This window comes from Paenibacillus sp. NPDC056722, from assembly GCF_042790635.1.
Classification (GTDB): domain Bacteria; phylum Bacillota; class Bacilli; order Paenibacillales; family Paenibacillaceae; genus Paenibacillus_AQ; species Paenibacillus_AQ agri.
Genome location: NZ_JBHTYV010000002.1, coordinates 825,524 through 852,173, shown reverse-complemented (window position 1 = coordinate 852,173; position 26,650 = coordinate 825,524). Strand labels below are relative to the sequence as shown.

25 protein-coding genes are annotated in these 26,650 nt (G+C 50.0%); 19 read left to right on the top strand and 6 right to left on the bottom strand.

What is annotated here, in order from left to right:
- Positions 1-17: 17 nt before the first annotated feature.
- Complete coding sequence (locus ACFRAM_RS08165; RefSeq protein WP_379465461.1) at positions 18-647, bottom strand: hypothetical protein; 630 nt, start codon at positions 645-647, stop codon at positions 18-20.
- A 223-nt stretch (positions 648-870) separates the two neighbouring features.
- Here ACFRAM_RS08165 and tkt point away from each other — a divergent pair, with 223 nt between their 5' ends.
- On the top strand, positions 871-2,913 hold the full coding sequence (gene tkt, locus ACFRAM_RS08160) for a transketolase (protein ID WP_379465460.1): 2,043 nt from the start codon (positions 871-873) through the stop codon (positions 2,911-2,913).
- Positions 2,914-2,944: 31 nt separating this feature from the next.
- Positions 2,945-3,262, top strand: coding sequence for a pyrimidine/purine nucleoside phosphorylase (gene ppnP / locus ACFRAM_RS08155; protein ID WP_066373081.1), 318 nt, complete (start codon positions 2,945-2,947; stop codon positions 3,260-3,262).
- Positions 3,263-3,415: 153 nt separating this feature from the next.
- On the opposite strand, the gene ACFRAM_RS08150 is transcribed toward ppnP, so the two are convergent.
- Complete coding sequence (locus tag ACFRAM_RS08150; RefSeq protein ID WP_379465459.1) at positions 3,416-4,318, bottom strand: NAD(P)-dependent oxidoreductase; 903 nt, start codon at positions 4,316-4,318, stop codon at positions 3,416-3,418.
- Between the two features lie 248 nt (positions 4,319-4,566).
- Here ACFRAM_RS08150 and ACFRAM_RS08145 point away from each other — a divergent pair, with 248 nt between their 5' ends.
- The 3 genes from ACFRAM_RS08145 to ACFRAM_RS08135 all read left to right on the top strand — a co-directional run bounded on the left by ACFRAM_RS08145 (position 4,567) and on the right by ACFRAM_RS08135 (position 7,267).
- Entirely contained in the window at positions 4,567-5,922 is a 1,356-nt protein-coding gene (locus tag ACFRAM_RS08145; RefSeq protein WP_066373089.1) for a glucose-6-phosphate isomerase, read from the top strand.
- Positions 5,923-6,049: 127 nt separating this feature from the next.
- Complete coding sequence (locus tag ACFRAM_RS08140; RefSeq protein WP_379201122.1) at positions 6,050-6,682, top strand: YigZ family protein; 633 nt, start codon at positions 6,050-6,052, stop codon at positions 6,680-6,682.
- 3 nt (positions 6,683-6,685) lie between these two features.
- Positions 6,686-7,267 carry a TetR/AcrR family transcriptional regulator gene (locus tag ACFRAM_RS08135; protein WP_066373094.1) on the top strand — a complete coding sequence of 194 codons (582 nt, stop codon included), beginning with the start codon at positions 6,686-6,688 and terminating at the stop codon, positions 7,265-7,267.
- 141 nt (positions 7,268-7,408) lie between these two features.
- Here ACFRAM_RS08135 and ACFRAM_RS08130 read toward each other — a convergent pair whose 3' ends face one another.
- The gene (locus tag ACFRAM_RS08130; protein WP_379465458.1) at positions 7,409-7,810 is read right to left on the bottom strand and encodes a secondary thiamine-phosphate synthase enzyme YjbQ; all 402 of its coding nucleotides are present in this window, start codon (positions 7,808-7,810) and stop codon (positions 7,409-7,411) included.
- A gap of 241 nt (positions 7,811-8,051) precedes the next feature.
- Here ACFRAM_RS08130 and cysT point away from each other — a divergent pair, with 241 nt between their 5' ends.
- The 5 genes from cysT (at position 8,052) to ACFRAM_RS08105 (ending at position 13,453) form a co-directional block, all read left to right on the top strand.
- Positions 8,052-8,870: a sulfate ABC transporter permease subunit CysT gene (cysT, locus tag ACFRAM_RS08125; RefSeq protein ID WP_379465457.1), complete on the top strand. Its 819-nt coding sequence runs from the start codon at positions 8,052-8,054 to the stop codon at positions 8,868-8,870.
- Entirely contained in the window at positions 8,867-9,664 is a 798-nt protein-coding gene (locus tag ACFRAM_RS08120; RefSeq protein WP_379465456.1) for a sulfate ABC transporter permease subunit, read from the top strand. Before cysT ends, ACFRAM_RS08120 begins: the two co-directional genes overlap by 4 nt.
- A gap of 1 nt (position 9,665) precedes the next feature.
- Complete coding sequence (locus tag ACFRAM_RS08115) at positions 9,666-10,730, top strand: sulfate/molybdate ABC transporter ATP-binding protein (protein WP_379465455.1); 1,065 nt, start codon at positions 9,666-9,668, stop codon at positions 10,728-10,730.
- A gap of 504 nt (positions 10,731-11,234) precedes the next feature.
- On the top strand, positions 11,235-12,311 hold the full coding sequence (locus ACFRAM_RS08110) for a sulfate ABC transporter substrate-binding protein (RefSeq protein ID WP_379465454.1): 1,077 nt from the start codon (positions 11,235-11,237) through the stop codon (positions 12,309-12,311).
- Between the two features lie 359 nt (positions 12,312-12,670).
- Positions 12,671-13,453, top strand: a complete 783-nt coding sequence (locus tag ACFRAM_RS08105) for an MBL fold metallo-hydrolase (protein ID WP_379465453.1) — start codon at positions 12,671-12,673, stop codon at positions 13,451-13,453.
- Positions 13,454-14,722: 1,269 nt separating this feature from the next.
- Here ACFRAM_RS08105 and ACFRAM_RS08100 read toward each other — a convergent pair.
- Together ACFRAM_RS08100 and ACFRAM_RS08095 are read right to left on the bottom strand one after the other, a co-directional pair.
- The gene (locus ACFRAM_RS08100) at positions 14,723-15,493 is read right to left on the bottom strand and encodes an SDR family NAD(P)-dependent oxidoreductase (protein ID WP_066373112.1); all 771 of its coding nucleotides are present in this window, start codon (positions 15,491-15,493) and stop codon (positions 14,723-14,725) included.
- 21 nt (positions 15,494-15,514) lie between these two features.
- On the bottom strand, positions 15,515-15,970 hold the full coding sequence (locus ACFRAM_RS08095) for an S-ribosylhomocysteine lyase (RefSeq protein ID WP_379465452.1): 456 nt from the start codon (positions 15,968-15,970) through the stop codon (positions 15,515-15,517).
- 248 nt (positions 15,971-16,218) lie between these two features.
- On the opposite strand from ACFRAM_RS08095, the gene ACFRAM_RS08090 reads away from it, so the two are divergent.
- The 8 genes from ACFRAM_RS08090 (at position 16,219) to ACFRAM_RS08055 (ending at position 24,751) form a co-directional block, all read left to right on the top strand.
- Positions 16,219-17,067 carry a MetQ/NlpA family ABC transporter substrate-binding protein gene (locus ACFRAM_RS08090; RefSeq protein ID WP_379465451.1) on the top strand — a complete coding sequence of 283 codons (849 nt, stop codon included), beginning with the start codon at positions 16,219-16,221 and terminating at the stop codon, positions 17,065-17,067.
- Positions 17,068-17,178: 111 nt separating this feature from the next.
- Positions 17,179-18,393: an aminotransferase class I/II-fold pyridoxal phosphate-dependent enzyme gene (locus tag ACFRAM_RS08085; RefSeq protein ID WP_379465450.1), complete on the top strand. Its 1,215-nt coding sequence runs from the start codon at positions 17,179-17,181 to the stop codon at positions 18,391-18,393.
- On the top strand, positions 18,386-19,408 hold the full coding sequence (locus tag ACFRAM_RS08080; RefSeq protein WP_175370661.1) for a methionine ABC transporter ATP-binding protein: 1,023 nt from the start codon (positions 18,386-18,388) through the stop codon (positions 19,406-19,408). Before ACFRAM_RS08085 ends, ACFRAM_RS08080 begins: the two co-directional genes overlap by 8 nt.
- Complete coding sequence (locus ACFRAM_RS08075; protein ID WP_379201096.1) at positions 19,405-20,061, top strand: methionine ABC transporter permease; 657 nt, start codon at positions 19,405-19,407, stop codon at positions 20,059-20,061. Before ACFRAM_RS08080 ends, ACFRAM_RS08075 begins: the two co-directional genes overlap by 4 nt.
- A 20-nt stretch (positions 20,062-20,081) precedes the next feature.
- Positions 20,082-21,209 carry an iron-containing alcohol dehydrogenase family protein gene (locus ACFRAM_RS08070; RefSeq protein WP_379465449.1) on the top strand — a complete coding sequence of 376 codons (1,128 nt, stop codon included), beginning with the start codon at positions 20,082-20,084 and terminating at the stop codon, positions 21,207-21,209.
- Positions 21,206-21,919, top strand: a complete 714-nt coding sequence (locus tag ACFRAM_RS08065) for a 5'-methylthioadenosine/adenosylhomocysteine nucleosidase (protein WP_379465448.1) — start codon at positions 21,206-21,208, stop codon at positions 21,917-21,919. The genes ACFRAM_RS08070 and ACFRAM_RS08065 overlap by 4 nt, the downstream gene beginning before the upstream one ends.
- Positions 21,920-22,363: 444 nt before the next feature.
- A complete protein-coding gene (locus ACFRAM_RS08060; RefSeq protein ID WP_379465447.1) occupies positions 22,364-22,945 on the top strand; it encodes a GNAT family N-acetyltransferase in 582 nt (193 codons plus the stop codon).
- A gap of 21 nt (positions 22,946-22,966) precedes the next feature.
- Positions 22,967-24,751 carry an ABC transporter ATP-binding protein gene (locus ACFRAM_RS08055; RefSeq protein WP_379465446.1) on the top strand — a complete coding sequence of 595 codons (1,785 nt, stop codon included), beginning with the start codon at positions 22,967-22,969 and terminating at the stop codon, positions 24,749-24,751.
- Between the two features lie 64 nt (positions 24,752-24,815).
- Here ACFRAM_RS08055 and ACFRAM_RS08050 read toward each other — a convergent pair whose 3' ends face one another.
- Positions 24,816-25,619 carry a Cof-type HAD-IIB family hydrolase gene (locus ACFRAM_RS08050; protein ID WP_379465445.1) on the bottom strand — a complete coding sequence of 268 codons (804 nt, stop codon included), beginning with the start codon at positions 25,617-25,619 and terminating at the stop codon, positions 24,816-24,818.
- Positions 25,620-25,888: 269 nt separating this feature from the next.
- On the opposite strand from ACFRAM_RS08050, the gene ACFRAM_RS08045 reads away from it, so the two are divergent.
- The gene (locus ACFRAM_RS08045) at positions 25,889-26,602 is read left to right on the top strand and encodes a metal-dependent hydrolase (RefSeq protein ID WP_175370668.1); all 714 of its coding nucleotides are present in this window, start codon (positions 25,889-25,891) and stop codon (positions 26,600-26,602) included.
- Positions 26,603-26,650: the final 48 nt, after the last annotated feature.

Genomic DNA, 26,650 nt, shown 5'->3' with positions numbered 1-26,650 from the left:
CGGCGGAGGAAGGTCGATTAGATAACGGCTTCCTCTGCCTGTTCCTTTATATCCTTCATCATTCTGGCGGAACCAGAAGTCATAATGAACGTGTCTGAGCGAGCCGCATTATAATTGATCTTGCGCAGGTAATAGCACAGCTTGCCACTATAAATCTTATGGTGATACAACGAGAGGGCAAAGTCCTCTGGCGTAACAAAGCAGGATGGTTTATTCACAGGAAGCCTCTGGGTCTCTTCGAAGACAGACGCGACGAAATGCGAGCAGAAATAGGCGTTTTCCCTGTCGATTTTAATATTAAATAATACTCCAACCAGGCCCAGTAAATGATATTTGTAACGGTCCTGGTGTTTCATCATGCCCTGAACATGATTATACATAGTATCGTATTCCTCATGAGATACCTTTAATTGATAAATAGCACAGTTTGCACTGTTATAAAAAGGGTCCACAAAGTTCTCTCGTATAAGCCCGGCGACAAACGGGTTGTACATTTTTTTCCTGCCGAAGCTGTAGACTTCCCGCAATTCAGGATCAAAGGCAATGGAGGCGTGATTCAGATTGGCCCTTGTGAACAAGCGGATAAAGCCGCTAAAAGCGGTACCCGTTCCGGTCAACACAATATAGATATGTTTGCTTTGAGTCATGTCCCAGATCCCTTTCTGCTGGTAGTAATGGATATTTCGGTAAAATTCTGTTTGAGTAATTCCATCTTACTGTATAATCCGGCGTTGTAAAACAAACTTTAGTCTTAAACAAATACTGGACCTGAGACCAGTGCGCACAAAAAGAAATGGTAATGCTTCTACACTAGTGATACAATAAGAGTCAAAATGACATTCTTGAGATTTCAGAGGAGGACAATTTAAAATGAGTGATTCTACACAAGCTATCCAGAAGGAAGAGAACTCCACTATCGACAATCTGGCGATCACAACGATCCGTACCCTGTCCATTGATGCAATTGAAAAAGCAAATTCCGGACATCCAGGTATGCCGATGGGTTCCGCACCGATGGGCTATCAATTGTTTGCAAAAACAATGAATCATAACCCGGAACATCCGACTTGGGTGAACCGTGACCGTTTTGTATTGTCCGCAGGACATGGCTCGATGCTGCTTTACAGCCTCTTGCACCTCAGTGGCTATGATCTGCCTATGGAAGAATTGAAGCAATTCCGCCAATGGGGCAGCTTGACTCCAGGACACCCTGAGTTCGGCCACACTGCTGGCGTTGACGCTACAACAGGCCCGCTCGGACAAGGGATCGGGATGGCTGTAGGGATGGCACTGGCTGAAGCCCAACTGGGAGCTACTTATAATAAAGACCAACATAAAATTGTCGACCACTTTACCTATGCAATCTGTGGTGACGGCGACTTGATGGAAGGGATTTCTTCCGAATCCGCGTCCCTCGCTGGACATTTGAAGCTGGGCAAGCTGGTAGTACTGTACGATTCCAATGATATCTCCCTCGACGGCAAGCTGAACCTGGCGTTCTCTGAGAACGTAGCTCAGCGTTTTGAAGCTTATGGCTGGCAAGTGCTGCGTGTAGAGGATGGTAACGATCTTCCTGCTCTGGAACAAGCGATTGCTGAAGCACAAGCTGAATTGAACAAACCAACATTGATCGAAGTCAAAACCGTTATCGGCTACGGCAGCCCGAACAAGCAAGGTAAAGGCGGCCATGGTGGTACACACGGTTCTCCGCTGGGTGCAGAAGAAGCGAAACTGACTAAGGAATTCTACAAATGGGTATACGAAGAAGATTTCTATGTACCGGATGAAGTTCGTGCACGTTTTGCAGAAGTGAAGGACAAGGGGATTGCCGCCAACAAAGCATGGGACGAGCAGTTCGCAGCTTATAAAAAAGCTTATCCTGAACTGGCTGCCCAGTTCGAAACCGCTCTGAATGGTGAGCTTCCAGAAGGCTGGGATGCTAATCTTCCGTTCTACACAACAGAAGATAAAGCCGTGTCCACACGCGTGGCTTCCGGTAGTGCACTGAACGGTCTGGCTCCAAGCGTACCACAACTGGTTGGTGGTTCTGCAGACCTTGAGAGCTCCACAATGACTCACCTGAAAGACCTGCCGGTCTTTACATCTGAATCTTATGAAGGCCGCAATATCTATTTCGGCGTTCGTGAATTCGGTATGGCAGCAGCGATGAACGGGATTGCACTGCACAGCGGTCTGAAAGTATTCGGCGGTACGTTCTTCGTATTCACTGACTACTTGCGTCCGGCAGTTCGTCTGGCTTCCATCATGAAGCTGCCTGTAACTTATGTTCTGACTCACGACAGTATCGCTGTTGGTGAAGATGGTCCTACTCACGAGCCGATCGAACAATTGGCTTCCCTGCGTATCATTCCAGGTCTGACTGTGATTCGTCCGGCAGATGCCAACGAAACTTCCGCAGCTTGGGCGTATGCGCTCGAGAACAAGGACAACCCGGTAGCGCTGGTGCTGACTCGTCAAAACTTGCCGATCCTGGCTGGTACTGTGGAAGGCGTGCGCGAGAACATCAAACGCGGTGGATACGTTGTTTCCGATGCGAAGAATGGCACACCGCAAGCACAAATCATTGCGACGGGTTCCGAAGTTCAACTGGCAGTGAAAGCACAAGCTGCTTTGGCTGAAGAAGGTATTGATGTTCGTGTCATCAGCTTGCCAAGCTGGGATCTGTTCGAAAAACAAGATAAAGCTTACCGTGATTCCGTTATTCTGCCGGGCGTTAAAGCCCGTCTGGCGATTGAAATGGCACAAACCTTCGGATGGGAACGTTACACTGGAGATCAAGGCGACATCCTGGGTATCACAACCTTCGGTGCTTCCGCGCCTGGCGATACTGTAATCAAAGAGTATGGTTTCACCGTGGAGAATGTAGTTAGCCGCGTAAAAGCTTTGCTGTAAGCTATTGCAACTTATAGGGGGAGAACAGGACATGAGCGAGTTTAAGAATGCGACGATTGTCAAGGCAGCCAATGTGTATTATGGAGGGCAAGTAACCAGCCGTACGGTTCATTTGGAAAATGGAACCAAGGTGACACTTGGCATCATGCTTCCGGGTGTATACGAGTTCGGTACAGACGGTCCTGAGATTATGGAGATTCTGTCCGGCGACCTGAAGGTGCTGCTTCCCGGTGCAGAGGCATGGCAGGAGATTAAAGGAGCGGAGACTTTCCACGTTCCTGGTAACTCCAAATTTGCGCTGGAAGTGTTCGGCGTAACGGATTATATCTGTTCTTACCCAGAGTTGTAATTTGTAAAATAGATATTCTTGAAGGAGCTCCGCTTATGCGGGGCTTCTTTTCTAATCGGTTACAACAAAAAGACTGCTTTTCTCGGACCCGCTGGTCGGGAAAAGCAGTCTTTTGTTCAATGCAGCGAATCCTTCGGATGCAACTACGCTGTATTATTGTTCCGGCTTTTCTTCGCCGATTTTCTGACCAATCCAGGACTCGTAAGTTTTTACTACGGCAGAGAGATCTTCCTCGCCGAAGCCCTGGGTATAACCGGCTTGGAACAGGCTTTTGGCGAGACCCAGCATCGGCGTAGGGACGCCTGTGGCATCGCTGAGCGAAGAGGCGAGCTTCAGGTCCTTGAGCATCAGGGCCAGTGAGAACTGGTTACTGAAGTCATTCTCGATGATCTTGCGGCCTTTGAGCTCAGCCTGCTTACTGCCTGCTGAACCAAGCTGCACCAGTTCCAGGAACTTGTCCGCGGGAACGCCTGATTTTACGGCGATGGAGAAGCCTTCGGCAAGCGCAACATTATGGATACCCACCATGGTGTTGTGGGCCAGCTTGGCGACGGCGCCGCGGCCGTTGCCGCCCATGTGCAGCAGTTTTTTGCCCATGGTATCGAAGAGGGCACGGTTCGCCTCAATGACTTCGGCGCTGCCGCCGACCATGAATACCAGCGTGCCATCCACGGCTGCAGGCTTGCTGCCAGTTACTGGTGCGTCGAGGAATTGGCTACCGCGCGCTTCCACGGCTGCTGCAATCTCTTGTACCAGTCCAGGGGAGATTGTACTGGAATCAATCACAACTGTTCCGGGCTTCAGCGTTCCGAGGATACCCTCTTCTCCGTAATATACTTCACGGATGGAATCATCGTTGCTGATCATGGTAATAATAACATCCTTGCCTTCTGCTGCTGCACGCGGTGTTGCTGCCGCCTGAGCGCCTTCTTCTACAAGTGGAGTGCACTTGGAAGCTGTACGGTTATAAACGGTGACCTGAAATCCACCGCGAAGCAGGTTGGAGGCCATAGGCGCCCCCATCGTTCCGAGTCCGATAAAGCCGATAGTTGTCATTACTTTCACACCTTCGCTATTGGATTTCTGTTGAATTCGACAGGATTTGTGGAGTGCTTTTCTCCATTTTAGCACGCGCTTTGTACAGGTTCCACAGGTAGCGTTTTCAGTTTTATTCAAAAACATCGTTCTAAAGCCCGGGTTGTGTCCTAAGACCTTGCCAGCCTAGGAAAATTAAAGTATCCTATTATAAAGTTGTAACAAACGGTGTCAAATTTAAAGAGACAAACAGGAGGTTACCATTACACATGTCTAAAAAGATTAATTTTGACTACAGCAAAGCACTTACTTTTATCGGACAGAATGAAATTGACAACTTCGCAGCTCCAGTAAAACTAGCTCACGAGCAGCTACATAACAAGAGCGGAGTAGGTTCCGACTACCTGGGCTGGATCGATCTGCCAACAGCATACGATAAGGAAGAATTTGCCCGCATTCAGCAGGCTGCCAAGAAGATCCAAAGTGATTCCGAAGTACTTATCGTAATCGGCATCGGCGGTTCTTACCTGGGCGCACGCGCAGCAATCGAGGCACTTTCCCATTCCTTCTACAATAACCTTTCCAAGGATAAACGCAAGACACCGGAAGTTTATTTTGCCGGTAACAACATCAGCTCCACTTACATTACGCACCTGCTTGATCTCGTAGAAGGCAAAGACTTCTCCGTGAACGTAATCTCCAAATCCGGTACGACTACTGAGCCGGCGATCGCTTTCCGCATTTTCCGTGCAGAGCTGGAGAAGAAATACGGTAAGGAAGAAGCTCGCAAGCGCATCTACGCTACTACAGACAAGGAGAAGGGCGCACTCAAGAAGCTGGCTAATGAAGAAGGCTATGAGTCGTTCATCATTCCAGACGATGTAGGCGGACGTTATTCCGTTCTAACACCTGTAGGTCTATTGCCAATTGCTGTTGCAGGCATTAATATCGAAGAAATGATGCAAGGCGCAGCGGCTGCCGCTGATGAGTTCAACAACCCGGACGTGGCAACGAACCAAAGTTATCAATACGCTGCTGTACGTAACGCTTTGTACCGTAAAGGCAAAACAACGGAAATCCTCGTCAACTACGAGCCTTCCCTGCACTTTGTCTCCGAATGGTGGAAACAGCTGTACGGCGAGAGCGAAGGTAAGGACTTCAAGGGGATTTATCCTTCTTCCGTTGATTTCTCAACAGATCTTCACTCCATGGGTCAATTCATTCAGGAGGGTAACCGTAACATCTTCGAGACGGTCATCCAAGTGGAGCAAGTGGCTCATCACGTAACGATCGAGAATGATCCGGATGATCTGGATGGTCTGAACTTCCTGACTGGCAAAACGATGGATTTTGTCAACAAGAAGGCATTCCAAGGAACGATGCTGGCGCACACAGACGGACAAGTTCCGAACCTGATCGTCACCATTCCGGACCAAACGCCGTATACTTTCGGATACCTGGTTTATTTCTTTGAAAAAGCCTGCGGGATCAGCGGATACCTGCTGGGCGTCAATCCTTTTGACCAACCGGGCGTTGAAGCTTACAAGAAGAACATGTTCGCGCTGCTGGGCAAACCGGGTTACGAGAAGGAAAAGGCTGAGCTGGAAGCCAGACTTACCGAGTAACATCGGCTACACCGTAGCAACCCTCATACTAGCGTAACTCACACTGGAGCAGTCCATAGGTATCATTACCGCGGGACTGCTCCTCATATATATTTAGCTATTATTTGCGTATAAGGACTGGGCAATCATGTTGGAACAATACCGGACGGTACGCGCTCCTGGGTCACAGGAGATCGTTATCCGTAAGTCACGCTTTATCGGCCATGTTATGCCGGTGGAGAATGAAGAAGAAGCGGTGCAATTTATCGAAGACATCAAGAAGCAGCATTGGAACGCCACACATAACTGCTCTGCTTTTATGATTGGTGAGAGGGACGAGATCCAGAGGCAGTCTGACGACGGGGAGCCTAGCGGAACAGCAGGTAAACCGATTTTGGAGGTAATCCGCAGCCAAGGGGTTAAAAATGTCGCAATTGTTGTCACCCGTTATTTCGGAGGCATCATGCTGGGAGCTGGAGGGCTGATCCGGGCTTACGCAGATGGCGCAGCGATCGCGCTTGAAGCTGGAGAGGTCATCACTCGTGTACTGAGGCGGGAGGTATTCGTGGAACTGGATTACACCTGGCTGGGCAAGGTTGAGAACGAGCTCCGGGGCAGAGGTATTCAGACCGGCGAGACTTCATTCACCGACAAAGTGACACTGACCTGTCTGCCACGCAATGATGAGGGCGATGCATTTATGGCATGGATAACAGATCTTACCCAAGGCCAAGCCTTGGTAACGGAAGGGCGGCGGCTTTACTACAACGAAGGGGAATAGACGATGGCAAGAAGAGCAGTAGAGCAAGAGTTGTCGAGGGAAAGGATACTGGAGGCAGCCAGGCATTTGTTTATTACCAAAGGATACCGGGCGATTTCCATGCGCAGCATAGGGCAGCACTTGGGGTATAGCCATGGCTCCCTCTATTATCACTTCAAGGAAAAGGCGGAGTTGTTCTACGCCATTGTTGTCGAGGATTTCAATTATGTGGCTGCACTGCTGAGCCAGGCCATGAATAATCCCCCGGAAGAAGGTATGACACGGGTGGAGCAGCTAATTATGGAGTTTATCCGGTTTGGACTGGATCATCCTTATCAATATGAGATCATGTTCATGATCCGTGATGAAGAGTTGCTGGCCTATTGCAGAGCAGAGCAGGGACGATGTTATGACTTATTCGCAAGTATTGTACGCCGTCATATGAAAGAAGAAGGATTTGTACATGGGGACTGGCAGAGTATGCCATTGACCTTATTTTTATCCGCACACGGATTTATTTCTTACTATATTCAAGATAAAGTATCTTTTGAGGACGTCAAAGCAGAAGCAGTCTCCCATATCAAGGTATTATGCCGCAATCTGTAGAGCTTGCTTTTTTTTTAAGTTTTCGCTTTAAAGCATTGCATTGGTATAACATCACTTCTCTGCTTGATGAAAGTATTGTAGGAGCTATCTTTTTTAAAGAGGGCCGCTTCACGGTAGCAGCCGTTAGCGGCCCTCTTGTTTTTATCCCTCAACAATTTTTAGATAATACTCTCTGTGTCTGGGCCCGTCAAATTCGCAAAAATAAATCCCTTGCCAACGTCCTAATAGTAGCTCGCCATTATGGATGATGATGCTCTGTGAAGGTCCTGCGGTAATGGATTTCAGATGGGAAGCTGTATTCCCCTCAGCATGGCGATATTTCGGATGCTTCCATGGATAGATCTCATCCAGCTGCATTAGCACATCATGTTTTACATCAGGATCGGCATTCTCGTTAATGGCAATTCCTGCTGTGGTGTGTGGACAATAGACAACAAGAATTCCATTCTGAACACCGCTTTTTTTAACGTAAGATACCACATCGCGGGTAATATCCCGCAGTTCGTCACGCTTGCTCGTAGATAGCTGGATCGTATTCAGCATGCTACATTCTCCTCTCTGAATCAACAAACCTGAACAGCATGAAACGCTAGAAGTAACCCTTTTTCAAGGGGAAATGGTTTTCATTACATATTTTACCCTAAAACGTCTGGAAAGTAATTGACGTTAGTTAGTCGCTTTTGGTAAAGTAGTGTTTATATTAAACCGAGTATATTAATAGGAATAATGCTGTGTGTAAAGGCAAGTATACCGACCGGTAAGCCGGAGGTGGGGGGACTAATCGTTGAATTCGCTGCTTAGACACAAAGGATGGACCTGGGGGTTCCGCACCACGATCCTGCTGTATTTTGTAGTCTTGATTGTACTGCCGATTCTTGGGGTGTATTATAGCTCCTTCTCGCTGGGTTTTGGTAATTTCGCCGAAAGCCTCAGTGACCCGATTGCCTGGAAATCGGTACTGCTGACGTTAAAGCTGGCTGTTATCGCTGCACTCATTAATGTACTGGTGGGGACGATGATTGCCTGGGTGCTGATCCGCTACAAGTTTCCCGGCAAGGCCTTGTTGAACAGTCTGGTGGATTTACCGTTTGCCCTGCCTACGGCGGTAGGGGGATTAATGATTCTGCTGTTGCTCGGACCCGGTAGTCTGATCGGCGGAATTGCAGAGAAGCTGGGCTTCGAGATTGTCTTCCACCAGCCGGCCATCGTTATTGCGATGGTGTTCGTTACGTTTCCTTTTGTAATCCGTGCGGTGCAGCCGTTACTGGAGGAGCTGGATCCTTCCGAAGAAGAAGCTGCATATACCATGGGTGCCAAGGGCGTTAGGGTGTTCCGTCAGGTGATTCTGCCGTCTATGGCTCCCGGAATAATTGGCGGCGGTATGCTGGCTTTCTCAAGGGCGCTGGCGGAGTTTGGGGCGGTCGTGCTCGTAGCTGGCAATATCCCAGGCCGCACACTGGTTTCCTCTGTTTTTATCTACGGTGAAGTGGAGAGTGACAATCCCGTAGGCGCCTCAGCCGTATCCATCATCCTCCTAACCTTATCTTTCCTCATCCTATGGCTGATCAATATGGTGCAGATGCGGGGGAGAAGATCATCATGAGAAAACTCTGGATTGGATTAACGTATCTGGTGTTCTTTCTACTCATTGCTGCGCCACTGGGTAAAATGACCGCGGGTGCCTTCAGCCAGGGGCCTGCTGGGTTATGGAATGCCTTGGTCCGGCCAGAAGCGCTGCATGCGCTGATGATGACCGGATTTGTCGTGGTCGTGGTAACGCTGCTGAACACGCTGTTCGGAATTATGCTGGCTCTTTATCTGGTCCGGGCACGCTGGATTGGACGGCGACTGAAAGGCTTGCTGAACAGTATTGTCGATCTGCCGTATGCGGTCTCGCCGGTGATTGGCGGCTTGATGATTGTGCTGCTTCTCGGACCGGACAGTGCGCTGGGCGCGCTGTTTGAAGGGATCGGGCTGAAAATTGTGTATGCTTTTCCCGGGATGGTGATTGCCACACTCTTCGTGACTTTCCCCTTGATGGTGCGCGAGATTATGCCTGTGCTGCAGGAGATCGGCTCTCAGCAGGAGGAAGCGGCTTCGACGCTTGGTGCTTATGGCTGGACGACCTTCTGGCGGGTGACCTGGCCTTCGATCCGCTGGGCGGTGGTGTACGGTGTCATCTTGACGGTCGCCCGTTCACTGGGCGAGTTCGGGGCGGTGCTGGTCGTCTCAGGCAATATCATGAATAAAACGCAAACGGCCACTACGCTTGTATATCAGGATGTCGAGAATTTTAATGTGACCGCTGCGGGCGGTGTAGCGCTTGTACTGGCGGCTTTTTCCGTAGGTCTGCTGCTGTTGATGGAATGGACCAAGAGAAGAAAGGGAGTGCATTGATATGCATGTCGAAGTCCGGGGATTAAATAAGCATTTTGGAGATTTTCATGCCGTCAAGGATGTGGAATTCGGGATTACCAAGGGACATCTGATCGGTCTGCTCGGCCCAAGCGGCGGCGGCAAAACCTCGATCCTGCGCATGCTGGCAGGGCTGGAGTCACCGGATAGCGGAGAGATTATTTTTCATGGTCAGACGGTCAACAACCTCCCTCCTCAGGAACGCGGCATTGGCTTTGTCTTCCAGAACTATGCCCTGTTCAAGCATATGACCGTATTTGAGAATATTGCCTTTGGTCTGAAGGTGAAAAAAGCAAGCAAGACAGCTATTCGCGACCGGGTAACCGAGCTTGTCGAGTTGACGGGCCTGAAGGGTTTTGAAAAACGCTACCCGCACCAGTTGTCAGGTGGGCAGCGTCAGCGTGTGGCGTTCGCCCGGGCGCTTGCGCCGGAGCCACAACTGCTGCTGCTCGATGAGCCGTTTGCGGCGATTGATGCGAAGATCCGCCAGGAGCTGCGATCATGGCTGCGTGAGCTGATAGAACGTGTAGGCATTACCTCCATCTTCGTTACTCATGACCAGGATGAAGCGATTGAAGTGGCGGACGAGATCATGATCATTAACCAGGGGCGTCTGGAGCAGAAGGGGACCCCGTGGGATATTTATAAAGAGCCGAAGACACCGTTCGTTGCGACATTCATCGGCGAATCAACACTGATCGATGATGCTTCCGAGCTGAAAGGTTTTAACAATGCTGGCGGAGGTAAGCCGACCAAAGCGCTAATCCGTCCGGAGTACATCGAGGTGGGCAGCCTGAATGAATTTAGGGTCGCCTCCGCTACGGAGCAGGGCATCGTGAAGCATCTGCATTTCCGCGGCAGCGAATGGCTGATAGAGATCGAGGTGAACGGCCACAAGCTCGTGACATATCGTTCCCTGGAGAAGGAGACCTTGCAGATAGGGCAGGAAATATCCGTGCTGGTGCACCGCGCTTACCTGTTCAATGAGGATCATAGCTGGATTCAGGAGAACAACCTGAAGGATGACCCGATGCCGGTATTTATTTAATTCTATTCTATTTAGTTTGGTAGATACGATACGGTTGCGAAGAGCGAAGAGCGAAGAGCGAAGAGCGAAGAGCGAAGTTCGAAGTTCGAAGAGTGAAGAGTGAAGAGTGAAGAGTGAAGAGTGAAGAGTGAAGAGTGAAGAGTGAAGAGTGAAGAGTGAAGATTGAAGATCAAATGTGCGGAATGAGAGGAGTTATTGGTATTGTATAAATAACTGGAAAAGCTCCCGTTAATCCTCTGATTGGCGGGCAGCCTCATTAAATAACTGGATAAATTCCTGTTAGTCTAAGGTTTTTCGTCGATTGGTAGAAAATGCGCCGAAATAACAGGAGGGATTCCAGTTAAATTCCGCTAGGGCGATAATACGAGCGAAATAACGGTACAGAATCCCGTTAATTCTCGTGATCAGGTCTGATTACGTTTCACGCTAGCAGTGAGTAGTGAGGATCAGACTTGAGCCGAAGAAGGACAATCATCTATCTATTTTAAAGGGATGTGGGCCGCAATGAAGCCTCTCAAAAGGAGCAGACAACTGCACGGATGGCTTGCTACCCTGATGCTGGTTATGCTTATACTGACGGTAACCGGCTGCGGGAGCGGGAAGAAGGATAGCGATGCGGCTGACTCGCCCTCACGCAAGGGCGACCTTACGCTGGTAGTCGGTGCCTACAGCGTGGTCAAGGATGCCATGGAAGAAATATTGCCGATCTTCGCCGCCAAATGGAAAGCCGATACGGGGCAGACTCTCGAATTCCAGCAATCCTATGAGGCATCCGGAACTCAGGCCCGTGCCATCGCCGGAGGGTTCGAGGCGGATGTGACGCTACTGGCGATGGAAGGGGATGTCGACAAGTTGGTTAAGGCTGGACTGGTACAGCCGAACTGGAAAAGCAAGGGCGGCGAGGACGGGATGGTGACCCGTTCGGTGGTAGCCCTGGGCACACGCGAAGGCAACCCGAAGGGCATTCACAGTTTTGCGGATCTGGCGAAGCCGGGGATTAAGGTGCTCTACCCCAATCCCAAGACATCCGGCGGCGCCCAGTGGGATATCAACGCCATCTATGGGGCGGGCCTGAAGCTGTCTGAGGAACAGGAAGGGGTTAAGGACCCCGTGGCTGCTAAGGCTTTTCTGGAGCGGGTACATGCCAATGTGGAGTCGCTGGACAAAAGCGGCCGGGCATCGATGGCCGCCTTCGAATATGGTGTCGGCGATGTGATCGTCACCTATGAGAACGAGCTGCTCGCCCGGATCGCCAAAGGGGTCAAATATGAGGTGATTATCCCACAGGATACCATTCTCATTGAGAACCCGCTGGCGGTTGTGGACAAATACGCAGAGAAGCATGGTACCCGCGAGGCCGCGGATGCGCTTGTGGCATACCTGCTGACTCCGCAGGCACAGGAAATCTTTGCGAAGCATGGCTTCCGTCCCGTCAATAAACAGGTATATGCTGCGAACGAAAGCCATTACCCCATCCCGACCGGTTTGTTCGACATCCAGTACCTGGGCGGCTGGGACGAGGTGCGCAGCACGCTTTATTCTAAGCGTGGTATCTGGTATCAGGTGCTAGCCGGAATTTAAGCTCGGCTATTGGGTTAGCAGAGTAAAGAAATCAGATAACAAGAGTAACGGAAGTCCAAGCCTTCACCGTAGTGACGACCGAGCCTTACGTTCGTAACTTGAGCTCATGTTAAATAGAAGGAACAGAAAATAGATGAGAAGTGTGGTCGTTCGTAAGGCAAATCGCCTTGTGGGCGACTTTTTGTATTATCAGATTAGCTAGAATCTTCTGATTGGCTCTTTTTCTGGACTTCTTACGATGGGGGAGTCTGTCTCGTGGCCATGTACTAAGTGGGTCCTTGGCTTCGTGCAATGGTGCTCCAACCTGTTTTATAATGGGCATACAAGACTTCGTGATAGGACAGAAGGAGAGAGAACTGATGGATACATTGGTATTTTTGGGCACGGGCGATGCAATGGGAGTTCCACGGGTTTACTGCGATTGTGAGACTTGTTCAGAGTCGAGAAATGGCGGACTAAACGCTCGGCTTCGTTCCTCCGTACTGATTGACAACGGCAGCGACGGGCTGGTGATTGATTGCGGTCCGGACTGGAGACGACAGATGGAAGAACAGGGAATTCGCCATATGCGCCGCTTACTCGTGACACATGCGCATTTTGACCATATCGGTGGCCTTCCCGAATGGGCGGACGCCTGCCGCTGGATGGGTTATAGAGGTCAGCTCTATGCACCCGCAGAGGTTATTCCGGTGATTCAACGTCAGTATCCTTGGCTGGAGAATCAACTGGATATGATTCCTTGTGATGAAGGGATCACATTGGACGGCTGGGCGATAGAGACGTGGAGAGTGTGCCATGGCAAAAATGGCTACTCCTATGCTTACAGACTGGAGAAAGAAGGGTATGCGTGGGTTTATTGTCCAGACTCCATTTCGCTGGGAGAGGAAGAGACCCGGCGTATGCATGACGCTGATCTGCTGGTACTGGGGACAAGCTTCTATTATGAAGCAGCCGAGTTGTCCACTCGTTCTGTCTATGATATGACGGAGGCCGCGGAACTGCTGAAGGAAGTAAAGCCCCACAGGGCGATTTACACCCACATGTCCCATGATGTTGACTTGCGGAAGGATTATATTCTACCGGAGCATGTCACGCTGGCGCGGACGGGGATGAGGGTTCCGCTGGGAAGCGCGGCAGAGTAAGTATAAGAGGAGAGTAGGTATGGGAGTAGAGCAGGCGTGGGAGGAGCAGGTATAGAAATAGAGCAAGTATGAGAGTGAGCGGGTATGGGAGTAGAGCAGGTATAGAAAGCAGGACAGGTATGGGAGTAGAGCAGGTGTAGGAGTAGAGCAGGTGTAGGAGTAGAGCAGGTGTAGGAGTAGAGCAGGTATAGGAGTAGAGCGGGTATAGGAGTAGAGTAAGTATGAGAGTAGAGCAGGTATGGGAGTAGGGCAGGTATAGAAAGCAGGACAGGTATGGGATTAGAGCAGGTATAGAAAGCAGGACAGGTATGGGAGTAGAGCAGATATAGGAGTAGAGCAGGTGTAGGAGTAGAGTAGGTATAGGAGTAGAGCGGGTATAGGAAGTAGTGCATGTATAGCGGGTATAGGAAGTAGTACATGTATAGCGGGTATAGTATGTGCAGCGAATATAGCAGGAAATACAATAAGTGCAAGAGGTGCAAGTGGAGAGCGAGTATGTCAGTAGAGAAGTATAGTAAGCATGATAAGTAGGGGTAGTTGAGCAATCAGAGTGTGGAAAATCAAGTGATCAGAAACACATATAGCAGCATTTATCATTTAGCAGTACCAGCAGTCCAGCGCTACCAGCGTATCTACTATATAAGCCGAACAAAAGAAATGAATAAAAAGCGAAAATGAGCGAACGGGGAAGTTTAGAACTTTAGGGACAAAACGTTCTTCTGGAAGCTTTTCATAGGACAGCTAGCACGGAAGATAGACTGTCGACAGATTTCAACCACTAGAAGCGGTAAATTGCCCCTCACCAGTTATCTTAATAGTGCAAAAGAGGGGCCACCTCTCCAACTAAGAGCATTTTTGTACCTTATTTTTCTTTAATATAGGCTAATTAGGTAAATAAGGGCATTTTAGTATCTTATTTTTCGAAAAAGCAAGCTGAACGGGTGATTCTGGAAGATTTAAGGTACAATATTGCACTTAATCTCCAATAACCCTTATCTGCAAAGGATTTAAGGTACAAAAATGCCGTTAATTACACTTCGACCCTTCTTATATAAGTTCTCTTTATTCTTATACAAGCTCTCTTTTTCTTGGCTATGTTTGTTTTTAAATGCGTTCTATACAGCTAATTCATAGAATTAAAAAGGAGCACAGTCACAGGGTTGATCCCCCGGCTACTGTGCTCCTTTTATTGTCTAACCGCTAACCGCTAACCGCTAACCGCTAACCGCTAACCGCTAACCGCAGTTATCTTCTAACCTAAGTGGTCTGCTAATGCATGGTCATGCCGCCGGTTACGTTTATGGCTTGCCCGGTCATGTACGAAGAGAACGGGCTGGCCAGGAACAGGACCACGTTCGCCACATCCTCCGGCTCGGCGGTCCGGCCTAGCGGAACCTGTGAGCGGTCTTCCGCCAGAATATCTTCTGGCGTCATTCCACGGAGCTGTGCGCCCTCGATTCGTTCACGGCGCTTCATATCCGTCTCCACAATTCCCGGGCAGACGGCGTTCACCAGAATTTGCTCACTGGCGAGTTCGATCGCCATCACCTTGGTGAATCCCAGCACCGCGTGCTTGGAGGCCACGTAGTTCCCCATACAGCGATAACCGTTTTTCCCCGCCTGTGAAGCGATATTGATAATTCGACCGCCGCCGCCTTGGCGCAGCATCTGTCTGGCTCCCGCCTGGGAGACCAGATACACGCCTTTGGCATTGATATCCATAACCTTATCCCAGTCGGCTTCCTTGATGTCCACGGCATAGTCCATGGTAGACGTGCCGCTGTTGTTCACCAGAAAGTCGATCCGACCGAAAGCCTGAACGGCTCCTTCAATGAGCCTGGTGGCATCCTCAGCCACTGTGACATCAATACGGAGATGAACCAGCCGCTCATGGATCTGCTCGTAGTCTGCCTTGCAGGCGATGTCGCCAATGACGACATTGGCCCCGGCCTCCAGGAACAGATCCACAATGCCCTTGCCGATCCCGGTTAGGCCGCCGGTAACGATCAATGTTTTGCCGGTAAAATCAATGCTCAGCATGCTGCACAGTTCCCTTCTGTCTTAGGCTCTGAATGGATCGTCGCTGATGCCGGCATCAAGTACGATACGGGCGTATTCTTGAGCGCTGAACAAAGAGTGATCCTTGTAATTTCCGCACTCCAAAGCAGAGACCGCAGGCACATGCACGGTTTCGAGAACCTTGTGCAACACCTTGGTAAGTGCCGCTGCCACATCGGCAGGGTTGTGCTCGTTCCAGATAATAAGATAGAAGCCGGTTCTGCAACCCATTGGGGAAATATCGATAATGCCTTCCAGCTCATCGCGGAGGTAAGTTGCGAGCAAGTGCTCCAGTGTGTGTACTGCTGCCGTTGGCAGGGCATCCTCGTTCGGCTGAAGGAAGCGCAAATCATACTTTTGAATGGTGCTACCCTTCTCATTAGTTTCAGTACCTGCAATTCTTACATAAGGTGCTTTCACCTTGGTGTGATCTAGTTGGAAACTTTCTACTTCTGCCATAATTATATCTCTTCCTTTCGGGACTTTTCATTCCAAACTATCACAACCCGAAAGGGATGTAAATAGTTAGGTCTTCCAAAGCGGATTATTCATAGTACATTATACGGATTATGTTTGTAAATGTGTTGACATGTATATTAATGCATTGTAACATATGAAACAACTTAAATCTGATGCAATTACTTGGTTTTATTCAAGCTAGTCTTGCGTTGGGAAAGAGCATCATGTCAAAGGGGAGAAACATCATAATGAAGAAAAAATGGATTCATTCTGCACTAATCATCGTCGCTGCCGCACTTTTTATTGCAGGATGCGGTAACAACAAGGAAGCTGCCGGTTCAGGGGATGCTTCTAGCCAGGATAAGAAAACGCTGCGAATTAGCTTCAATCCGGGGCCTTACAGTGATCAGTTCAAAAATGGAGTAGCACCCTATCTGGAGAAGAAAGGGTATCAAATAACATATAAAGAATTTACCGATGGCATTCAGCCGAACGTGGCTGTGGCTAATGGTGAGATTGACGCGAATGTATTCCAGCATTCTCTGTATCTGCAATCTATCAATGTGAGAGAAAAGATTGATTTGATAGGCGCTGTACAGGTGCCAACGCCACCTATGGGGCTCTATTCCAAGAAGCATAAAAGTCTGGACGAGGTGAGCGATGGCGATCAGGTCAATTTGCCGAATGAGCCGGTTAATATGCTACGTGCGCTCAATGTCCTGAAGGATATTGGCTGGATCACACTGAAGGATAATATCGATCCGCTGCAAACTTCTCTCTCGGACATCACTTCTAACCCGCACAACCTGAAGTTCATAGCCACCGAGCCGGCACAGGGGCCGCGCGCGCTGGAGGACGTCGATTATGCTGCTATTCAGGGGAATTTCGCTGTATCCAACAATATTAAGCTGACAACGGCGCTGCAACTGGAGAACATGACGGACCCATTCACCAACATTGTAGCGATTGACAGCAAGAACAAGGACGCACAGTTCGTTAAGGATATTGTTGAGGGATACCATTCGGACGAGTTCCAGAAATACATCAAGTCGAACCCGGTCTATGAGGGTTACAAGCTGCCTAGTTACTTTAAATAATAACTGATCCGGTCTGCCATTCCTTTACGGAGAAGTGGCAGACCCTCCTGTTTGTTGGGCGGACAGAATGACGATTACCTAAACCGAACTTTGCTAAAGAGGTGTAAAACAATGGACTTCAGACCTTCCAATGTAGTCAGTGAATTACCTGATAATTATTTCAGCGCGATTAACGACAAGATTGCCTTATACCGCAGCAAGGGGATTGACGTTATTGATCTGGCAAGTGGGAGTCCAGACCAGCCGACCCCGCAGCATATTATCGAAGCCCTGAAAGAAGCGGTCGAGGAGCCGCTGAATCAGGGATATCCGCCTTTTTACGGGAAAGGAAGCGCACGGGAGGCGGTAGCTGCCTTTTATAAGCGGGAATACAATGTTGAGCTTGATCCGGAGACGGAGGTGGCTGTGTTCAACGGTTCGGCGATTGGTGTGGTAGGCATTCCGCAAAGTCTTCTGAATCCCGGCGATCTGTTGCTGACAACGGATCCTGCATACCCGCCTTATTTCGCTGCGGCGATTCTGGCAAGAGCACAAGTTCAGACGATACCCGTCTACGAAGAGGATGGTTTTCTTCCCCGTTACGAGAGTGTTCCTGAAGAGATTGCCCGGAAGGTGAGACTGTTGATGCTGAACTATCCTAACAATCCGACAGGTGCGGTTGCTACGGAAGAATTTTTTGAGCAGACGCTGGCGTTTGCTGCAAAGCACAAGTTTCCGGTGCTGAATGACTTTGCTTACGGTGCCTTTGGCTTCGATGGTCACAAGCCGCTGAGCTTCCTTCAGCAGTCTGGGGGCAAAGATTACGGCGTGGAGTTGTACACGGCTTCCAAGACATATAACATGGCAGGTTGGCGCTTTGGCTTCGCGGTCGGAAATGCATCGGTCATCGGAGCGCTCAAGCACTATCATACTCAGGCTTACAGTACGATTTTCGGGGCGGTGCAGGATGCTGCTGCTGCTGCGCTACTTGGCCCGCAAGAGGGTGTACAGCAGCTCGGGGTCTTATATGAACAGCGGCGTGATTTTTTGGTGAAACGACTGCGGGAAATCGGCTGGGCCGTTACAGCGCCTAAGGGCTCGTTCTTCTCGTGGTTCAAAGTGCCGGAAGGGTACACGGCAGAATCTTTTGCGGAGCGTCTGCTGGAAGAGGCTCATGTTGCAGTGGCTCCGGGAGCGGGCTTTGGCAAGCAGGGAGATCTCTATGTCAGAGTCGGCCTGGTGAACAGTGAGGAGAGGCTGAGCGAAGCCATCGACCGGATTGCGGCGACAGGTATTTTCAAAGAATCGGGTATAGCAGTGCAGACAGGGGGCGTGCAGCATGATTGAGCTTAGAGATGTCCATAAATCCTTCGAGCGCAAAGGACAATCCATTCAAGCCTTGAAAGGGGTTAGTCTCCGCGCGGAAAAAGGGGATATTTACGGGGTGATCGGCTACAGCGGAGCCGGCAAAAGCACACTGATCCGTCTGGTGAACTATTTGGAACGGCCGACCAGCGGTCAGGTCTTTGTAGACGGGGAACCTCTTGATCAATACAGTCCCTCCGAGCTGCGTCAGGTGAAAAAGCGGATCGGCATGATTTTTCAACATTTTAACCTGCTGGAATCCAAGACCGTATTCGATAATATTGCTATTCCGCTGGTGCTGCTGAAGAAGGGCAAAGAGGAGATCCGTGAGCGCGTTACAGAATTGCTGAAGTTCACGGGGCTGAGCGACAAGGCTGGGAGCTACCCTAAGGAACTGTCCGGCGGGCAAAAGCAACGGGTCGGCATCGCCCGGGCGCTCGCCAGCAATCCGTCCATTCTCCTGTGCGATGAAGCGACTTCGGCACTGGACCCGCAGACGACAAGCTCCATTCTGGAGCTGCTGAAACGGATCAATGAGGAATACAACATCACGATCATGATCATTACTCATGAGATGGGGGTCATCCAGCAGATCTGCAACAAGGTAGCCGTGATGGAGCAGGGACTGATCATCGAGCAGGGCAACGTGCTGGAGGTCTTCGGTAATCCCCGTCATGCTACGACGCAGAGCTTCGTACAAACAGTGATTCACAACAGTGTGCCGCAAAGTGTAATCCATACACTCAAAGCAGAAAGCGGACGGCGGCTGTTCAGGCTCAAATTCGTTGGCGGCGCGGCATCCGAGCCTGTCATCAACAACTTGATTCGCAATCATGAGGTCAATGTGAATATTTTATTTGCCAATATGACGGAAATTCAGAATACAACGCTGGGGACGATGATTTTGCAGATGAATGGGGATAACGGCACAATTGATCAGGCTGCATCCTATCTGCTGAGTCAGGGTGTTGAGATTACGGAGGTGGATAAAGTATGAATACGGTGATTACGGCAGATCAGCTTTTCGGTGCCTTGAGGGAAACGGTCGTTATGGTGGGTTTCTCGTTGTTCTTCGGCGCCTTGCTTGGGATTCCGCTTGGTATTGTACTGGTGATTACACGGCCCGGAGGCGTTCTGGAAAATAAATTTGTTTTCTCGGTACTGAATCCGGTGATCAATATTGTACGTTCTCTTCCGTTTATTATATTGCTAGTCGCCATTATTCCGTTTACACGCTGGGTCGTACATACTTCCATTGGTACTAGTGCGGCTATTGTGCCGCTGATCGTCTATATTGCCCCGTACATCGCACGGTTGGTGGAGAATTCTCTGCTTGAAGTCAGTCCGGGCATTCTGGAGGCGGCGGAGGCTATGGGAGCAACGACTTTCCAGGTAATCTGGCACTTTCTGCTGCCGGAGGCGTTTGGGTCTCTGATTCTGACGATGACAACGGCTACGATCGGTCTGATTGGGGCCACGGCCATGGCCGGTACGGTTGGCGGGGGCGGCATCGGTGATTTGGCCATTTCCTACGGGTATCAACGGTTCGATACGTTTGTCATGATCGTTACGGTGGTTATCCTGATTATTTTCGTGCAGGGCATTCAGTCTCTTGGCAACGTGCTGGCTCGTAAGGCTCGGCGTAACTAATGAGCAGGGCGGACGAAGGATTGAAGCCGGAAATTATAGTACGGGCTGCACCGCAAGAATTCATCTGTAGACCCGGTTCTTGGGGGAGCTTAGAGCAGCACTTGGGCCGAAGAGGCATTCGTACAGTATTGATTGTGCATGGCCGGGATTCATGGAGTGCGGCGCAGCCCTTTCTGCCAGAGCTGAAGGCGACAGAGGTCCACTTGTACGCGTACAGCGGGGAGTGCACCTATCCGGAGCGCGACGGAATTGTGGCTGAAGCTGCAGGGCATGGGGTACAAGCCATTATTGGCGTAGGTGGCGGTAAAATAAGCGATCTTGTCAAAAGCGCAGCTGCGGCGTTGCGGCTTCCCGCGATTATATTGCCCACACTGGCCTCGACTTGTGCAGCATGGTCGTCCCTGAGCGTCATGTATGACGATCAGGGACGCTTTGTGAGTATGGATGTATTTCCATACAGCAATGCGCTGGTTCTGCTTGATCCGCAGGTCATTGCGCAGTCGCCACCGGAGCTGCTGATCGCTGGTATTGGAGATACCTTGGCCAAATGGTACGAAGCCGATGTCATCATTCGGGGCATGATTTCCCCTCCGGTAGAGGTGGAACTGGCTTGGTACACAGCACGAAAATGCAAGGAGCATCTGCTGAAACACAGCGAAGCTGCTCTTGAAGCCCTGCGAACAGGATATGCCAATGAGGATCTGACACGGATTGTCGAGACTATTATTATGGTTGCTGGTCTTGTGGGCGGCTTCGGCGAGGATTACGGCCGCACAGCGGGTGCCCATTCCATTCATGATGCTCTAACGGCGATACCGGAAGCTCATGGGCAATTGCACGGGAATAAAGTGGCTTACGGAGTGCTTGTGCAGCTTGCGCTAGAAGATAACCGGACGGAGATAGATTTTCTTTTACCATTCTATGAGCAGTTGGGTCTGCCCGCCTGTCTTCAGGACATGGGACTAGGACATCTGGAGCGTGAGGATTGGCTAAAGATCGGGGAACGGGCAACGGTGCAGGAGGCCTCGATTCATAGAATGCCAGGTCACATCGGAGCAGAAGAAGTAGCAGATGCAATAGCGCAGCTTGAGATCTATACAGCAGATTACAGAGTGAAATCCAACATGGAGAAGGCGGGAATGACATGAGTATCGCAATTATCGGGGCGATGGAAGAAGAAGTGGCATTGATTAAATCACATTTGGAGGATATTCAGCAGTTGGTAGTGGCCAAAAGAAATTTCTTCACCGGACGGCTTAAGGGGAAGGATATTGTGCTGGTGCAATCAGGAATCGGCAAGGCCAATGCGGCAATGACCACCACCATTTTATTGGAACGGTTTCAGGTCGAGCTGATTATCAACATCGGTGCTGCAGGTGCACTGGATCCGAGCCTCCAGATCGGCGATGTAGTGATTGCCGAGGAAATTACCTACAGTGATGTGGATGCTACTGTTTTTAATTATGTCTACGGACAGGTTCCGCAGATGCCGGCTTCGTATCCGGTGGATAAGCAATGGGTGGCCTTGGCGCTGGAAGGAGCTGCCCTCATTCATAGTAAGCGGAGCGTCGTGACGGGACTTGTGACCACAGAGGATTCTTTCATCGGACATTCGGAGCTTGCTGTCTCCATCCGAGCACGGTTCCCGGAGTCCAAGGCATCGGACATGGAAGGCGCGGCCATAGCCCAAACCGCTTATCAATTTGGGGTTCCCTTCTTTTCGGTTCGCGGGATCTCTGACAATGTGGGCGCGGGAGCTGCTGAATTGTTTACCTCCAACGTGGATCTGGCCGCGAAGAATTCGGCGGAAGTCGTTGAGGCATTTCTGACTTTGTATGAACCTGAAAGCTCTTTGTAGTATAAAATATGCCTGTATAAAACGTTGCCGTTCCACCCAGGGAAATGCTCCTGGCGTGTGAGCGGTTTTTTTTGTGTCCCAAATATATACAAAATTAGTAGTATTCTCGGGAGTGAATTCCCGTTATAATCGATGTACCTGCGTGAAAAGGTTTACATATTTATATAGACTGAACAAAAAAATAACATAAGGCGAGCGGAATGGAGGGGAATTTTGGAACTGTAGGAGCGATAGCGTCCGCCTGAAAGCTTTCCGAAGGAAAGCTCGCATCGGAAGCGTAAGCTCTCCAGATTTCATCCGCAAATAGCGGTACAATCCCAAGAAATCTGGAGACAACAGCGGCCGAAAGTCCAAACATTTTCCGCAATGACGACCTTAGCCCATGTGAAAATCCTAGGTTCAATCTATTTAGTATTAAAATCAATTGAAATGGAGGATTACATAATGCCAGAATCACAAGCCCCAATCTTGCTTGATTTTCCCGAAAGCTTTGAGACAGAACGTCTGCTGATCCGTGCTCCATTGTGGGGGGATGGCGCCAGTATGCATGAAGCACTTGTGGAAAGTCAGGAGCTGTTGAAGCCTTGGATGCCGTTTGCTCAGACCTTGCAGAGTCTGGAGGAATCGGAGAAGTTCACGCGTGAAGCACGGCTGGAATTTCTGAAGCGCACAGAATTGCACCTGCGTATTTTTGACAAAGTGTCAGGCCGGTTCATCGGCTGCACCGGTATGCATACTCTCGATTGGAACATTCGCATTTTCGAGATTGGCTATTGGATCAGAAGCAGCTGCACTGGCAAAGGGTATATGACCGAAGCAGTGAACGGGGTTACGGATTTTGCGATCCGGGAGCTGGCAGCGAATCGGATTGAGATCCGTTGCAGCGCCCATAATCTGAAAAGTGCAGCCGTAGCGGAACGCGCGGGCTATACGCTGGACGGGATTTTACGCAGCAATAGGCGGGCGATGAGCGGGGAATTACATGACAGTAAGGTGTATGCCAAGGTGCGGGGAACAGAATTTTAGAATGGAAGGAGACTTGTAGTCATGCAACAAGGGGTATTTTCCCGATTGAGTAAGTACATGCTCAGGCACAAGCTTATTTATTTCATATTAATTATAACCACCTTGATGGGTATCACCCTTGAGCTAATGATTGCCTGGTTTCTGTCGGCAGTGACAGATGCTGCTGTTCATTTTGATGTGGATAGACTGAAAAATGTAATTGGAATTGGGCTCCTTATGCTGGCTGGCATCGGGGTCAATGGTTATGCGGATGCTTATTTTAAAAACAATGTGTCAGCCAAAATCAGAAATGAACTGCGCCAAGACATGATGAAACATACGCTGAAGCTGCCGCAGTCTTATTTTGACCGCAATCATTCTGGCGACCTGCTGTCCCGGTTCACGAACGATAATCAATCCGTCGGCGAGGCCTGCGGACAGGTGATAATCGGCTTGCTGCGTAATCCGCTGCTGGCACTCGCGGCCTTCGCGTATTTGCTGTATATTCACTGGCTGCTGGCGCTGATCTGTTTTGCAATGGGGCCGCTAATGTTCCTGACCGGGAAGGTATTCGGCAAAGCAATGCGCAACAACAGCGTACAGCTACAGCAGAATATGGGCAAGACGACTTCGTTTCTAAATGACATTCTGGGCAGCAGTATGGTATTCAAGTCATTCTCTATTGAACCTCGTTTGTTTAAGCAATACCGCAAGCACAGTGAGAACATCGCTTCCGGAGAACTGAAGCGCGGCTCCATCGAAGGGGCCACGTCTGCGGTCTCCTCTCTCCTGGGGAATATGACCTTCCTGCTGGCGCTGGTCATAGCGGGGTATTTTGTAGCTAAAGGTTCGCTCGAAGTTGGAGCAATGTTGGCCTTCATCCAGCTGATGAACTATCTGGTGAACCCGTTCTCAACTCTGCCTGGGCTGGTGGCATCCATGCAGCAGTCTTTGGGTGCCGCGGGGCGGATTTTTGAGGTGATGGATGTGCCGACAGAGGTGGATTCTCTTGAAGAATCAAAGCAGCAGACGGAGACTCCACAATTTCAGACCTTGAAACTATCTGATGTTACCTTTACTTATCCCGGTGCGGAGACTCAAAGTCTGAACCAAGTGAGCCTGGAGCTTATACGCGGGCAGCAAATCGCGATTGTTGGGCCAAGCGGCGGCGGGAAGTCCACACTCTTTAAGCTGCTGCTGCGCTTCTATGATGCTGACAAGGGCGAACTGTCCTTGAATGAACAGCCCATTGGTGAGATCAGCCTGTCCAGGCTGAGGAGTTATTTTGCCTATGTCCCCCAGGATTCTGGTCTATACTCGGGCACGATCCGTGATAATATTCGCAATGGCAGATTGGATGCCGGCGATGAGGAGATTGTAGAGGCATTGCGTAAGGCGAACGCCTATGACTTCGTTATGGCTTTGCCGCAAGGACTGGATTCGGAGATTGGTGAGGAAGGGGCCAGACTCTCAGGGGGACAGCGTCAGAGACTATCTATTGCTAGAGCGATTCTGAAAGATGCACCGATTCTGTTGCTGGATGAAGCTACGGCTGCGCTGGATAATGAATCTGAGAAGCTGGTGCAGCAGGCCATCCGCAAGCTCATGAACGACAAGTCGACGCTCGTCATCGCTCACCGCCTCTCAACGATTCAGCAGGCTGACCTGATTCTGGTCATGGAGAACGGTTCAATCGTGGAACACGGCAATCATGAGGAGCTGCTGTCGGCAGGTGGCAGATACCATGCGTTGTACTATTCACAGTTGGAGCGAGAAGAGGAAGAAGACCAGATGAAGGAAGCGATCCTTTCCTCAACAGGTCACTGAATGCATAAATAAAATAAAGTGCCGCACGCCGTGAAGATAACATGGCTGTGCGGCACTCTTGGTATTAATTTGCGGTCTGCAAAATGAACTTCTCAATGACATGCTTGACGCCATCCTCGTTGTTGCTGAGGGTGATGAAATCGGCGATTTCCTTCAGCGCCGGGATTGCGTTATCCATGGCTACACCCAGGCCTGCTGCTTCGAGCATCTCATGGTCGTTCCAGGAATCGCCGACAGCGATCGTCTCGGACAGATCGCATCCGAAATGGCCGGCCAGGAATTCCAGAGCCAAGCCCTTGGTGCCTTCATGATGCATGATTTCCAGGAAATAAGGTTTGGATTTGGTGATGTGCACGGAATCTCCCAGCAGCTCACGCAGAATTGGCGCCAGCTCATCCAGGAAATCGGGATCGTCGATGATGAGCATTTTTGGTGTTTTTTCGGGTACCAGCTTCTCCCAGTCTGGTTCGATATAGTAACGGGTATTGTTCAAAGCGGAGTAGTCGATCAGCTTCTGGTTCTCTTCACGGGCATACAGTTTATCATCAATGTAAGTTTGCAGATGCAAGTTATGCTCCACACAGTATTCGAACAGCTTGCGAACGGCATCCTGCGGAACATAACGTTCATACAATACATTTTCGTCGAGCAGGTTCTTCACGAGTGCACCCTGGTACGTAATGATCGGCACGTTAAGTCCGGTCTGGCGGGCAATGGCCTGGGCCGACGCATACGCGCGTCCAGTGGCTAGTGTTACTACTACGCCTGCGGCAACAGCTTGTTCGAGCGCTTGCTGTGTGGCCGGGGTAACTTCCTTGTCATCATTAATCAGGGTGTCGTCAATGTCGATCGCAATCAATTTGTACATGGATGGTTTCTCTCTCCTTATTTCTTTCTGGTTATAACAATCAGATCAAATGGGTACTGATGCCTGGCATTGAAAGTTGGCTTGTACAGTAAGACAAGTTGTCCAAATTGTATCCTAAAACAGGAGTAAGAACAAGCCAAAGCTGCCGAAGATCCTTTATGGAGCAGGGCATTTCAGGGTTCAAGCTGGACAAAATGGCAGGGTCTTGGTATACTTCGATAACCGTACATTTGTTCTCATTTACATCTTGGAAAGGGAGCGGTTTTCGTATGATGGGCAAATCCCATTTAATCATTAGCACCGGGGTTACCCTGTCGGTTATGAATCTACTTGGTTATGAGATTACCATTCCGGCCATTGCGGTGGCCGCGGTAAGCTCGCTTATGCCAGATATTGATGAGCCCAATTCATTATTGGTCCGCAAAGCCATTCCGGAGTTCGTGCTGCGAATTCTTCAGGTAGCGCTGATCGGCGCAGCTATTTATCTTTATTTCGCCGGTCTGGCTCAGCCGCCTTGGAACATTGCTTTGGCTCTGCTTGTTGGCAGTGTTTCTTTCCTGCCGGGACGCAGACTGAGGCATCTTGTCATGATATTGATTGCCGTGGGCTTGGTAGCCTTCGCAGATGCCTATGATCCATGGAACTATATCGCGGCCTGCATACTCATCGTGTCATCCGTTGTCCCGCATCGTGGGTTAACGCACACGCTGTACGGCGTGGCCGGATGGGGCGCTCTGCTGTATTTCGCTTCCCTTGGCATGAATGACGGCGGCAGCCTGTGGATCGCCGGGGGCCTATCCTATGCGCTGCATTTGCTGGCAGACTCCGTTACTCAGCGCGGGATTACCCCGTTGCCGCCGCTACCCTTCAAGCTGCGTCTGAGGCTGATGAGCACTGGCACGAAGAAGGGCAGCGCAGTAGAGAATGTCTGTATTTTACTTACATTAGTACTAGTAATCTATGCTTTCATTCTTTCTCCGTAAGGGACTACGGGTCCGCAGCGATATTGCTGCAACAATACATACAATCAA